Here is a 13,989-nt window from a genome sequence, read left to right on the forward strand (position 1 = left end):
GCGGTCAGGCGAGATCCTTCACCGTCTGCCTGAATACCTCGGCAAAATCCTCAGGATAGTGACCGGTCACCCAGCGTCCTTGACGTTCGCTGAACGCCCCTGGCGATTGGGGGTGCCGCGGCAGGAAACAATAAAAAAGCCGCTGGTCGGGGTCTGGATTGTCAAACCTCTTTGAGACCTCATAACATGTAATCATCTCCGCCCCAAGGCGATGAAGACCTTTCATGACCAGATAGATAGCGGCGTCAAGGGATTTCCTAGTCCCTGCATCGGCCTCAAGGATATTTCCAGCCCTCACCTTTGTCATTATCTGCACCTCGCCCTGTGAACGCTGGGCCTTGGGCGTATGCACGATGACATGTTCATCTTCATATATGACAAGACTTTTCGGAAGATCATCCCGAAAGTCGAGCCTCTTGTTTGAATATATCGCATTGATATAGGCATCAAAAAAAGAAATATTATAATATCTGCGGTAATGGGCTGCAAACCTTGCCGCCTGGTCACCGATGGTATAAGTTGGGAATCTGCCTTCACCGCATGTTGCAACGGCGTCCTTTGGTATCAGGGCGAATTGCTGGTGTATCTGCTGATGCGAGGCATGAAGCCTGTATCCTGACGGTGAAAAATCGAAACCGTAGTTCCAGCCCCAAAGCGTAGCATTGAAGGGGATATCTTTACCTGTCATCATCATTTTCTTAACAGCAGAATAGAGCATTGATCTCAGCCCCTCCAGGGTTTCAAAAGACAGATCTTTATAACCAGACAGCGGGATGCCGAGCGAGACGGCAAGCTGGACGTATATACGCTGGTAATAGAGCGCCCTGAGGCCGATGATGTCTTCATGCTTGAGTCTTTCTATGCTGTATCTGATACTGTCGTGGGCCATATTTGATGCATAATGCCCCCATGGAATATAGCTATTGGCCCTCATGTATTCCCATACGTGCGTCTCGCCTTCAGGGCCATATTCGCCTACTATGGGATTTGGACCCTGAACGCCTGGATTCAGCACCATGGCCTTTTTATAATCATTAGGAAGCGCCTCGTTATTCGCCACCACGTCGAAGAGTTCATAGTCTTTGATGAGCGGACGCTGATTCCCGTTTGCATCTTCTAAATAGCAAAGCCCACATGGCTCCTTGTTGGAATCAAATTCCATATCGCAAGAGATTTCTGCTATCGCCTTCAGAACATCTGCATCTTTGCTTGTCTGTGCGAGGGCGAGCAGAATTGTCCTCGGGAGATCAGAGAGCCTATAAGGTCTGCCGTTTTTGTCTTTGAGCCGTCCTTTCAGCAGGTCAGCCAAAATACGCGACCGGTCTTCTTTTTGCCCTACCCCATGCCTGAATCTAAAGCTCTCCATAGTTAATGTTCTGTTATCGGCCTGCGGCTTCAGGATATAGGTAGCGCCCCAAAACGGAAATGGATTTGGGACCTCATAGACCTCCTCAGCCCCGATTATCTCGAGATCGTCGGACGGGAAATTAACCGAATTATCGACCTCAACGCCACCTTCAGCAAGACTACCTATCCGCATCAATATCTTGTTCTTTCTCAAATTTTTTACAGTAAAAGACGGAGAATGTAAAAGACACAAGAAAGAACCATCTGGTTTTACACATGTATAAGGTAAATCAATATCCATCTATCCTATTCACAAATATCCTTTTGATAATAACCTTAATTCAACAACATCGGTTTTACATCATATTTATTTTCAACTATTGTTAGTATGTGTTTTATTTTTCTTGGTGTCCCTTGTTCCTTTATAACTACTCTATATAGATTATCTCTATTTTTTAAAGTTGTATTAAATCCATCTTTTGCAAGATATTTTTTTAATTTTTTGGCATTGACCGCCTTTTTAAAGGCTGCAACTTGAATAGTATATGTCTTAAACTCTTTCTTTGTTATATTTCTTTTTTTGCTTTGCTTTTTTAATTTGTTTTTTGCTATCAATATGCGTTTTTTATGTATTGCATGTTTAATTCTTATTGCATGTTTAATTGGTTTATTGCGTTCAAAAGCTACATCGATGGATTTTTGATCATGTTGTAAAGAGGCAAAACCATAATTTAACAATCTTCTAACATCTTCCCAATTATCTTTTGAGCCAAGCATGCTCACTACAAGCTTTCTATCGCCATATTTTACCATACCTGCAAAACAATGCATCGCCTCTCTGGTATATCCTGTCTTGCCGCCTTCTGTGCCTTCAAATGACCAGAGTAGTTTATTATGGTTTTGAATATATAACTTCTTGCTTCGTCCTGATGGACGAACTATCTTTACCGAAGTAAATTTTGTTTTTGTTATTTTAGCGAATATTGGATTTTCTTCGGCCTTGTCGAACATCACGGCAAGATCATATGCTGTAGTGTAGTGATTTGGTGCAGGAAGACCGTTCGGATTGCTGAAATGGGTATCAACCGCACCGAGCTCGCCGGCCTTTTCGTTCATCATCTCCGCAAACCTCTTGACTGAACCGGCAACCCTTTCAGCCACCACCACGCTTGCATCATTGGCCGATTTAAGCATGACACTGTAAAGGAGATCTTTCACCGTCATCCTGTCGCCGGGATGGAGCCCCAGTTTTGACGGTTCAACTCCAGCGGCTATATAGTCGGCAACTGCTGTGTCGTTCAGCTTTAGATGATCAAGGGCAACCAAGGTTGTTACAATTTTTGTCGTGCTGGCCGGCGGGAGTTTGAGATATGGATTCTTGGCATACAAGATCTCGCCGCTTTCTGCATCCATGACAACAGCGGCCTTTGCGCTTACATAAGGTTCATATGCAAAGGCCAGGCCATGACCTACTAAACAACAGCAGGCAGTAACGATACCCCACCAAAAAACATGGAAAAACCCTCCGACCCCTCTGTTGGAACATCTTGGATTCTCTTGCATCCGCGCCTCCTCTTCAGAAAGATTCAAGATGAACAAATTTATATTTTGTAGTTGTTTAATCGTTTAAACAACATGAGATCAATTTAAATACTACCAAGTATTTCAAATAAAATCTTACTGGGCCATCATCTTGACGGTCTTCGGGAGAATCATGACAAACCTCTCCTCGGCTTCTTTAAGGAGACCGGCCACCGCTAACGCCTCCTCTTCCTGCAAGGTCTCTTTAAGCTTCATTATATAATGACCCAAGAGCTCGTCAACATCGGCCAGCCCTTTGGAATCAATCGCCTTCAATATAACATCAGCACCTCTGGCGAGCCTTCGCTTCAAGGAATCAACTGTAAAGCCGAATTCCGGATAGAGGCATTGATAAACCACGCCGCCTGTCATGCCTGCGCATATCCATGGGCCTGGATCCCCCAGTACAACCACCCTCCCGCCTGTCATGTATTCAAAGGCGAATCCCTTAAGATGCGACCTAGTGGCTATATTGCCCTCTTCATCGCGCACTCTCTCTACTATGCGCGCGCCAAAGACCGCATCGGCCCCGGACATACGAACGCACGCCCTTGAATCGGCATAATTCTGGATGATAAACAGGCCTTTTATTGCACCGTAAGCCAAACTCTTTCCTGTTGAACCGTCGATCCTTTTGCCCAGGCAATTGAGACCCTTAAGAACGGCAAGAAGGCCGCCGATGCTGCCCTTGGCCGCACCGTCTTGCGATCCGCCTTCAACTATCGTGTCGATATTTGCGATGTTGAATGCGGAAAGGCCGTTTCCAGGCACGGAGGAGTCAAGATGGAGGACCGCCTTGTAATCACTATGATCTCCAAAGCGTCTAACTATGGCCCCCGCAAGATAAGTCCCTATGGCCCTATCTGTACTTCGAACATGCTCGTCCATAAAATCGACCTCTTTCTTGCCCTTCTCGAATTGCTCCATTGCAAGGTCACTTATGAGTTTTGTAAGGTGATTTAGCGGCCTTCTTATCCGCATCAATCCATGAGATTTGTCATCGGGTCCGGAATATACAGGCTTTACCAGGAGACTCTTTACATCTATCACATCGTTAAAACGATCTTGCCTCAAGAGGTCTGTGCGGCCTACAAGGTCTTGAAGCCGCCTTTCGCCCATCTTGGCCACAAGCATGCGGATTTCATCCCCAATGGCGTTTAAGAGCCTCGAAAGATTCTCGGCCTCTTCATCTACCTGGCGTGGGGTGAAACCCTTCACCCCCTTTGCCTCAGCATCTTCCTTGGTTCGAAGTTGGGTAGAGATACCGCGCGGGCATCTGTCAAGATGGCAGCGCTGACAGCTTATGCAACCGACACCCATAAGGGCCACCGTTCCCATGCCCACGCGGTTTGCACCGAGAAGGATCATCTTTACAACATCCATACCACACCTTATGCCGCCGTCACACCATATCTCTACATGATCTCTTAGCCCGGATTCCACAAGAGCGCGGTTGGCCTCGCTCACACCTATCTCAACAGGCAGACCTGCATATCTCTTGGCGTGTTCCCTGGCAGCCCCTGTCCCCCCTTCAAAACCGCTCAAATTTATAACATCGGCCCCGGCCTTGGCTATACCAACCGCTATAGTTCCAACGCCGCTTGTCACAGGGATCTTCACCGAGACCTGCGCATCTGGATTGGCGGTCTTCAATTCAGTAATTATCTGGGCCAGGTCCTCGATTGAATAGATGTCATGGTGGTTGGATGGAGAAATGAGGGCGATGCCAGGGTTGCAATGTCTGGCCTTTGCCACTATCTCAGACACCTTTGCGCCGGGAAGGTGTCCACCCTCGCCAGGCTTTGCCCCTTGACCGATCTTTATCTCAAGATAGGCTGCCGAGTTTAAAAAACCCATATAAACGCCAAATCTGCCGGATGCTATCTGTTGACCCCTGTTTTCACGATAACGGCCCAGCATATCTGGTATCTCACCACCTTCACCATTAAGACAAATAATATTAGTTCTCTTTGCCGCTTCAGCATATGCCCTGAAGGAATTCTCTCCTTGGGAACCAAAAGACATAGCAGAGATCAATATAGGCATGGAATGCCTGCCGATTGTTATGTCGACCTCTTCCATGGTAAGTCTATGGTCAGGCGCGGTCTCCTTGATAGAGATAACATGCCTTATGGCAACAGGACTTTCGTTGAATATCCTGCCGACTCCCTCGGACATCTCAAGATAACCGGCCTTGCCAACGGCTACCTCCCTCAATATCCTGCCCACCTTCGGATTCTTGGCTTGATCCTGATACAGGACCCCTTCTTCAGGGGCTGTCGCCCTGGCATAGCGACGTCTGGCCATATCTTCAAGTCTTTCATAACTAAGGCCAATATCTTCAGAAGAACAGAAGCTCGGCGTCCCAAAAAGCTCCGAAAGTTCAGCGTTAAGTCCGATCGAAGCAAATATCCTACCGTAGCCGCACAGCTCATGTATGCCCATGGTAGACATGACCTTTTCTATCCCTTTTTGAAGTACGCCTATGAGATTTGAAAGGAGTTTTGTAGCGGTATGTCTGCCGTCGGAACCCTTGCAAGCCATGCGCCACAACAAATACGGATTTAAGGCGTCAGCGCCGAGACCCAAAAGAAACATGATATCGTGGAGGTTTCTGATCGCGGCGGAATTAACTATAATACTACATCTCCTTCTTAGGCCTTGATCCGCCAGAACCTTGGCTATGCGGGCTACAGTCAAGGCAGGATCTATAAATACATGCCCATTTGTAAAATTCATGGAATCATCCAAGACAAGCACCACGGCACCTGCCCTTACGGCTTCGCACGCATCTCTGCACAGATTGGCAAGCCTTAACCTTAAACCATCTTGCCCTGGAATAAAGGTCGAGTCAAGCACCGCCACCCTGGCCCTATCAAGGTTTTGACCTGTAAAGAAATTCAATACATCCTCCATGGCTGTAATATCCAGGGACTTGCACAGCATATCAAGATCGTCTTCGCCGATTAGGTCTTTAAGGCCATGGCGGCTCAAGAGAAGCGGGCTGCCTAGCTTGAGGCCTATAGGTGTAGGATAGCCTCCGCCATATGCATCAGGACGGTCTCCCAGTATTACCTGGGTGCTGAAGTGTTCGGCCTCGCGCTCTCTGTCTATGGCAGGGTTGGTCACAACCGCCACGTTTTCCTTGAAAAACTCAGAGATGTTGGGCAGTGCATCCTCGGGCATCAAAGCTGCAAGCGGCCCCTGATGACCCATTGAGCCTATGACGTCCTTGCCCTCGGCAGCCATTTTGACGCAGGTATCCATGTCATATCTGTTCCACCCAAGTGCAGCAAGGTACCTGACGGATGAGAGATCTTCGAGCTTTGCATTACAGTAGCTCCCACCTGCTACCCACCAACTGCCCGGCTTATGTCCGACATAGGCTTTTGAATCAGGGAGTGATGCATATAGATAATCTGTGACGGAAAATACCTTTTTCCTACAATCTAGAAGTTTAAAGAGCCTTTTTTGCAGCATTCCATAGTTCAGCACCTCAGCCCTCTTTCCCCTGCCAGAGATGATCGCTATCTTTTCACCTGGTGCAAGCGGCCTCGGGTCATCCATGGTGTTTGCAAGATCAACAACCCCTTTTTCCGAGGACAGGAAATAGTCATAATCGCTTTCTCCAAACCAGAGAGGTCTGAGACCAAGGGCATCGACGCTACCCAAACATATATCACCGTAACGTGCAACTACAGCCGCTGGCCCTTGCGCTGAACACGGAAAGAACCATCGGTAAAAATCATAGAGACGCCTTAGATCATCCGAATAATGCGCCGTCTCGGTATGGACCGGCGGAAATACCATCTCAAGCGCCTCTGCAAGATCAAAGTCGTATAGACTTATGAGCCCCTCTATGATCCGATTGAGATCCTGCGAATCGCTACCGCCAGGAACAGGAGGTATACCAAGCAATTTTCCGGTACTTCTCAGTTTTTCTATGGTGTTTATCTCACCGTTGTGCCCGAGGATTGAAAAGGGCTGGACGCGCTCAACAATCGATAGGGTATTTGTGGAATAACGGCTGTGACCAAGACATATGATTGAACGTGTCTTCTCATCCATTAAATCCGGGAATACCTTGGGAAGGAGCTCGGGTAGCCCCCTCAGGACATAGACCACGCTGTGTCGACTCAAAGATGCTACGTAGAGCTCAGGGAGCTGCGTGCCAATTTCCATCTGAAGGCTGAAGAGACCCCTTGCGGTATCGCCTTTATTGTCGTTGGACATGAGTCCAGCCACCTGCCAGAAGATCGGTGATTCAAGCCTCGCCCTTGGGCCAAGTTCATGGTCTCTTGTATTACCTTCAATCTCAGCGATAAGCTTGAGGCCTTTTGATTCCATTATCTCTCTCGCCTTTGACTTGAGATCGTCAGCTTGGCCCTTTGACCTCACAGGTATCAAGATATGACCTACACAAAAGGCGCTGCTCCAGGCAAGGTGCATGCTGAGTCCGTGTTCTTCAAGCCGTTTTGCCCAAAGCTCTCTTGGGATATCTATCATGATGCCACAGCCGTCGCCCTCCCCGTTTATATCCCCGGAGCGGTGGCCCATCTTCTTGAGGGCATCAATAGTCTTTACGATATTAGCGTGGGTACTGTTGCCTCGTTTATTTACATAGGCGATGATTGCACAGGCATCTTTTTCTTCCATGGTCTTTGTCTCAACGCTCATGTCTTGTCGGATCCTTTTCTTTTATAGCCTTGATGATTTTTTATTTGATCAGAACTAATTATATTATTTAATAAAATGTCATGAAACCCAAGCTGCTTCAATTGGAGGATTAACTTATACTCTTGTCAAGGATGTGCCAAGGGGAAATTTCTAATAATATAAAGTTTCCTTTTTGCTATTTTTATGTTAAAATAAAAAAATTAATTAATTACTCTAGGGGGGATTTCAATGTTCAATATAGGCGACCTTGCAGTATATCCTGCCCATGGGGTAGGAGTAATAGAGGCAATTGAGCAAAAATTCATAGCTGGCATGGAAAATACCTTTTATATTATGCGGATCCTTGAAAACGATATGAAGATTATGATACCAAAGAAAAATGCGTGTCAAGTCGGACTGAGATGTATTATATCAGGCGATGACGCTGACCAAGTCTATACGATATTACAAAACAAGGATATAGAGTTCACCCCGCAGACATGGAACAGGCGCTATAGGGAATATATGGAAAAGATAAAGACTGGATCTATATTCGAGCTTGCCGCTGTGCTGAGAGACCTATATCTCCTACAATCGGACAAACCACTATCCTTTGGAGAAAAAAAGATGATGGATACAGCCAAGGGCCTTCTGATAAAGGAACTCTCTGTAGCCAAAGGCAAGACCGAAGAAGAGATCGCTCAAAGCATAGAATCTATTTTTGTGCCAGAGACCGCACAGACAGTAGGGCTTGGATCATAACAACCCGGCTACAGATACCGACTTTGAAATCAAAGTTGAAAAAGGGTCAGAGGGCGAGAGGCTCGATAAATATCTTGCATCAAAAGATATTGGGCTTTCAAGGACAAGGATCCAAAGGCTCATAGAAACCGGCCGAATAAAAATACGCGGTACAGACAACGCCAGCCCAAGCATGAGGCTCAAAGCTGGTTTTATAATAGACATATCCATCCCGCCATCTGAAGACATCCTGATTGAGCCATTGCCGATCCCAATTGAAATCCTCTATGAGGATAACTCCATAATAGTCATCAACAAACCGGCTGGCATAGTGGTGCACCCAGGGGCTGGCAAGGAAAAAGAGACACTTGTACACGCACTTATGCACCATTGCCGCGACTTGTCAGGTATTGGAGGAAAGATAAGGCCCGGTATAGTACACAGACTTGACAAGGATACTTCAGGGCTCATGGTCGCCGCTAAAAACGATCAAAGTCATTGGGCGCTCATAGAACAATTCAAGGCAGGGCTCATAAAAAAGACCTATATGGCAATTGTGCACGGAAAGATACGTGAGGAGACCGGCACTATAGATCTCCCCATAGGACGTCATCCCAGAGAAAGAAAAAAGATGTCTGTATTTACAAAAAACGGTAGGCGCGCGGTTACAATATGGACGTTAGAGAAATCACTCCCAGGCGCAAGTCTTTTGTCAGTGGATATCCGCACCGGAAGGACACATCAGATCAGGGTGCATATGGCGCATATAGGTCACCCATTGCTTGGCGACTGCCTTTATGGAGGTCGGCTTACACTTAAGGCAGCCGGCAGGTCTATCACGATCCCAAGACAGATGCTCCATTCATCGAGACTCGGGCTCATACATCCAGCCACAAAAAAAGAGATGGAATGGACCAGCGGCATCCCAGAGGATATGATCCGTGTCATCGAGGCCCTCAATGGAATGGCCTGTTAACAAGGCCAAGACGGGTCGTCCAGTATTTTCTATCTCCAGATCGGAAGTACGCAAAAATAGCTTGCCGCCATGATGATTATAAGGGCTTGAGTGACAGCATATCCAGATCTGCCTACCATACCATGAAAGTCGTCATTTGCGAATCTGTAGAGTACATAAAGGGCGGCGACGGCACTGGAAGCCATAATAAATGAATCAATAAACCGAAAAAACCATTCAGGGATATAGAACGTCAATAAAAGTAGCGGGCCGATGCCAAATTGTCTGCCAAGTGTAGGGAAAAAGTCTGGGGCGTTGGAAAGTGAATAGTTGAGTCTGTAAATAAGCTCTCCGGCAAAGGCCATAGGTACAAATATGGGAATCATGGGTGAAAACCTGCCAAATACTTCATCTTCTGTGACACCGAATGTATGTGCCCCTATCCTGACAAAGGCCATGGCATACAAAAAACCGACGATCAACAGGGATGAAAAAATGCCCATATTACAAATAGCTGTCTTTTGACACCATATCTCCACATCAAATCCATGAAATATAAAACGTGCAAGCTGAGAGCCCATTAAAAAAGGGATAATAAATGAACAGGTTATAAACCTCCCCTTATTTAGAATCAATTCTGAAAACGGGCTCCTTAGATTGAGTCTAGGGGAATCTCTATCGCACATGGCAACACAATGGCCGCATACCAGGCAATCTAAGTTGTTTCTTACGGCAAACGCCCCTAGATAGACAGGACAACCGCGCATCCCATCCCGCCCGCGCTTGCATGCAAATGTGCCGCACCCCTTGCATTTTTCATGATCAGGTCTGAATTCAATAAGGGAGAAGGTGGCCGCTGCCCCTGTCATTCTCCCCATCGGACAAAGATATCTACACCAGGCCTGGAGCGGGAAAAAGACAGAGCTGATAGTAGCCCCCATGAGGATAAAGAGTATCAAAAATGCAGTTGCCCTTGGGGAATCCTTGATTCCAGTACTCTCTTCTAGCCATATAATAACCGCAAAGAGTCCTATGGCCCAATATATTCCATATTTTTCAAATGATTTCGGAACAGGCCTGCAAAACGTAAACCCAAGTCTTTGCACAATACGTCCCAGACCTGGGAACGGACAAAACCCGCACCACATTCGCCCTAGAAAAAACCAGCTCAGCACCAAAAACGGCCACCAGACGCCCCATGAGAGAAATATTGCGCAATTTTTTTTGGGATCTTGGGGGCCAAATAATCCAGAAAGTATTATAAATGTAAAAATTATATCACCAAATGTCCTGATTGATGCATGAAGCCTTCTCTCTTTGAAAATTGTCTTCAAGACGGGAAAGGCCTTAAAAAGATCAAGCCTGTCATCAGGATCAATATCGAAAACAATTTTCAATATGCGCTTTATCGGCAAAAATATCCAAAACCTCCTGAACTCTTAATTTATTATGTCAAGGCGTTCTCAATCACTCCATCGAATCCTGAAGTCAGGCGGCCCGACAAAAAAGAGAAAATAGGAACAAATAAAAATAATAATGATTGGGTTGGATGTGGTCAATAAGAAAAGGTGGCAGCGGCAGGCCGGCACATCGTCAGAATGGCATGTCCACGTCAGCGATCCCTATAAAAGGCTCACAGGGTCTACATCCACATCAAACATCACGCTTGCAGGAATGGCTTCATTTCGTATCGAGAGCATCCTGGCACAAGCGGTCCGCAGATCGGACATGGATTCCGATTTGAGCAGTATATGCCAACGGAATCGGTCCTTCACCCTTGCCTTTGGGGCAGGTGAAGGACCGAATATCTCGACTCGTAAACCGTCAGGATTACTTGAAATAGCCTGTTTTGCCGCTTCGAACATCTTAAAGGCGGTTTTTTTTAATATCTCATTGTCGTTACCTGAAAATTTCAAATTGATCAATCTGCCAAACGGTGGATAGCACATCTTTTTTCTAAGTGCCGTCTCTTTTTTATAAAAAGATAGATAATCATATCTTGCTGCACACTCCAAAGCATAGTGATCTGGCATGAAGGTCTGGATTACCACGTGGCCCGGTTTTGAGCTGCGCCCTGCCCTGCCCGCCACCTGGGTCAGGAGCTGAAATGTCTGTTCAGCAGCCGAATATTCGGGAAAATTGAGCGGCATGTCAGCCCATATGATCCCTACCAGCGTAAGTCCTGGAAAGTCATGACCCTTGGTCACCATTTGTGTACCCACCAAGATATCAAGACGCCCTTCGTGAAAGTCTTTCAAAACACCTTCCATCTCAACACGCCCCTTGGCCGCATCTCTGTCAAGCCTTGCAATCTTGGCCGCAGGAAACATCTTGACAAGGTCGCTTACAAGCCTTTCAGTGCCATATCCAGCACCCCTTGCCGCAAGACCGCCGCACTTTGGGCATATGGGTACGGCCGGCCTAGACATCCCGCAGTAGTGGCAGACGAGCACCCCATCTCCCTGGCGACCCAGCCCGTCACCCGAATCGACATACCCAAGAGGTTTGTCAGGCCACACAACCTGCTGCATACTATCTTTATGCCAAGTAAGGCTCACCTCACAGTGAGGACACCTGAATACATGGCCGCATTCAGGACAAAATACATAGGTTGCAAAACCCCGGCGGTTCAAAAAAAGAAGGGTCTGCTCATGCCGCTCAAGGGTCTCGCCTATGGCAATTTCAAGCACATCCGTAAGCCAGATCGGGCGCCTTTGGGTTGTTCCATCAGGTGCTGCTTTCTTTTTTCTCCGCCGTCTGTCCACAACTGTCACCCTAGGCAACGGCCTGTCTTCTACCCGTCTCTCAAGGGTTATAAGATGATAACGCCCCGAAACGGCATTTGTGTAACTTGAGATTGAGGGGGTGGCCGACCCCAAGATTACAACAGCTCCATCCATCTTGGCCCTCATCACCGCCATATCCCGGGCATTGTATTTCAGCCTATCTTCCTGCTTATAAGACGCATCATGCTCCTCATCTACGATCAGGAGACCGACATCCTCAATAGGGGCGAATATGGCCGAGCGTGTGCCTATCACCAGGCGGCTTTCCCTCCGCTGGATCCGCAACCATTCATCTCGGCGCTGACGTTCGGTAAGGGCGCTGTGAAGTACGGCAATTTCATCCCCAAATCTTGCGATGAACCTACCAACCGCTTGGGTAGTCATGGCGATTTCCGGCACCATAAAGATGACGCCTCTCTGTCGATCCAGACAGCTTTGCGCTGCCCTCAGGTAGATCTCCGTCTTCCCGCTTCCCGTCACTCCATGAAGGAGTATAGGCATGTACGACCCGGACTGGAGCGCGGGCTCGATGTATTTAAGCGCTGCACTCTGTTCGGAGGTGAGCGTTATATCGACCTCGTCTCGCCAGGAAGGAAACTCGGGTCTTTTGGAAACAGGGCGTCTCCTTGTTTTTGTTGTATCAACAAATCGCCTTGACCTCGACGAGAAAAAGCCCGGAGGAAGCGCCTCTTCAATAACCTTGCCTATAGGATAGAAATAATAGGACGAGACCCACTCAAGAAATCTTAGAATAGATCTTGGCAGAAACGGAACATAATCAAATATTTCCAATATCTCCCTAGCGCCGCCTGGCGGGTGTCTGTCAGCCACGCCCCAAACGATGCCGATTGCCCGTCTCCGCCCTACCGGCACAAGCACTCGGCTGCCCATAGGCGGCAACTGGTCGCCAGGCCTTAAGGCATATGTAAACGCATGTTCGACCGGGAGCGGCAAAACGACGTCTATAAGGCGCCCGATTTCGTCACCCATCAATCCAGATTCTTTACGAGCCCTTTCAAAAACTCCTTAAATGGCCCGCCGATGTCCTGATGTTCAAGGGCAAAGGTTACAGTGGCTTCAAGATAACCCAATTTGTCTCCGGCATCAAAACGCCTACCCTTAAATTCATAGGCATAGAGCGCCCGTTCCTTGCGCATCATGTCAAGCGCGTCGGTAAGCTGTATCTCCCCCCCTATACCTGGGAGCGTCCTGTGGAGGCAGTCATATATCTCAGGGCGCAGACAATAACGACCTATGACGGCCAGATTCGATTTTGTGGCGCCTACAGTTGGTTTTTCAATAAGCCTATCCACCCGGTATACGCCAGGCTCTATCTCCTCGCCTTCCACAATGCCGTATCTATGGACCTCCTTTAATGATACCTTCTGTACGGCCACTATGGATTCTTCAAGCCGCTCAAATATCTTGAGCATCTGATAGACGCACGGTACCTCGGCATCGACAAGGTCATCGCCCAACACCACAACAAACGGTTCGCCGCCGATAACGCTTTCCGAGACCATGACTGCGTGGCCGAGCCCCAGGGGTTCTTTCTGGCGGACCGAGACGACGTTTATAAGTCTTGAAATATTGCGGACCTCGCGAAGGAGATCGAATTTGCCCTTCTGGGCAAGGTACGTCTCAAGTTCGAATGAATAATCAAAGTGGTTCTCGATGGCGGCCTTCCCGGCAGATGTGATAAGTACAACCTCCTTTATGCCAGAGGCCACCACTTCTTCGACGATATATTGGATTGTAGGCCGGTCAACCACTGTAAGCATCTCTTTGGGTATGGCCTTTGTAGCCGGCAAAAATCTGGTTCCAAGACCCGCAACAGGCACAACTGCCTTTCTGACCTTCATATTATTAAAACTCCTAACCCGATCTTATTCCTAATTTAAATTATGCCCCCGATTTGTTATG

General features: G+C 47.5%; 8 protein-coding genes. 2 read left to right on the top strand and 6 right to left on the bottom strand.

The annotated features are described in order from the left end of the window. Positions 1–4 precede the first annotated feature (4 nt). The 3 genes from LGS26_RS07140 to LGS26_RS07150 form a co-directional block, all read right to left on the bottom strand. The gene (locus LGS26_RS07140; protein ID WP_237888199.1) at positions 5–1,648 is read right to left on the bottom strand and encodes a hypothetical protein; all 1,644 of its coding nucleotides are present in this window, start codon (positions 1,646–1,648) and stop codon (positions 5–7) included. Between the two features lie 35 nt (positions 1,649–1,683). Beyond that, positions 1,684–2,760: a D-alanyl-D-alanine carboxypeptidase family protein gene (locus tag LGS26_RS07145; protein WP_237888200.1), complete on the bottom strand. Its 1,077-nt coding sequence runs from the start codon at positions 2,758–2,760 to the stop codon at positions 1,684–1,686. A 264-nt stretch (positions 2,761–3,024) separates the two neighbouring features. Next, positions 3,025–7,605: a glutamate synthase-related protein gene (locus LGS26_RS07150; protein ID WP_237888201.1), complete on the bottom strand. Its 4,581-nt coding sequence runs from the start codon at positions 7,603–7,605 to the stop codon at positions 3,025–3,027. A gap of 228 nt (positions 7,606–7,833) precedes the next feature. Between LGS26_RS07150 and LGS26_RS07155 the strand changes: the two genes are divergently transcribed. Both LGS26_RS07155 and LGS26_RS07160 read left to right on the top strand, forming a co-directional pair. Next, positions 7,834–8,346, top strand: coding sequence for a CarD family transcriptional regulator (locus LGS26_RS07155; protein WP_237888202.1), 513 nt, complete (start codon positions 7,834–7,836; stop codon positions 8,344–8,346). Continuing rightward, positions 8,336–9,301, top strand: a complete 966-nt coding sequence (locus LGS26_RS07160) for an RluA family pseudouridine synthase (RefSeq protein ID WP_237888203.1) — start codon at positions 8,336–8,338, stop codon at positions 9,299–9,301. The genes LGS26_RS07155 and LGS26_RS07160 overlap by 11 nt, the downstream gene beginning before the upstream one ends. 29 nt (positions 9,302–9,330) lie before the next feature. Here the strand turns inward: LGS26_RS07160 and LGS26_RS07165 are convergent, their stop codons facing one another. The 3 genes from LGS26_RS07165 to galU all read right to left on the bottom strand — a co-directional run bounded on the left by LGS26_RS07165 (position 9,331) and on the right by galU (position 13,928). Next, positions 9,331–10,386 (bottom strand): (4Fe-4S)-binding protein, encoded by a 1,056-nt coding sequence (locus LGS26_RS07165; protein ID WP_237888204.1) that lies wholly within the window; start codon positions 10,384–10,386, stop codon positions 9,331–9,333. A gap of 516 nt (positions 10,387–10,902) precedes the next feature. After that, complete coding sequence (gene priA / locus LGS26_RS07170) at positions 10,903–13,056, bottom strand: replication restart helicase PriA (RefSeq protein ID WP_237888205.1); 2,154 nt, start codon at positions 13,054–13,056, stop codon at positions 10,903–10,905. Further along, on the bottom strand, positions 13,056–13,928 hold the full coding sequence (galU, locus tag LGS26_RS07175; protein ID WP_237888206.1) for a UTP--glucose-1-phosphate uridylyltransferase GalU: 873 nt from the start codon (positions 13,926–13,928) through the stop codon (positions 13,056–13,058). Before galU ends, priA begins: the two co-directional genes overlap by 1 nt. Positions 13,929–13,989: the final 61 nt, after the last annotated feature.

The sequence above is a fragment of the Dissulfurimicrobium hydrothermale genome (genome assembly GCF_022026155.1).
In the GTDB taxonomy this organism is placed as follows: Bacteria; Desulfobacterota; Dissulfuribacteria; order Dissulfuribacterales; family Sh68; genus Dissulfurimicrobium; species Dissulfurimicrobium hydrothermale.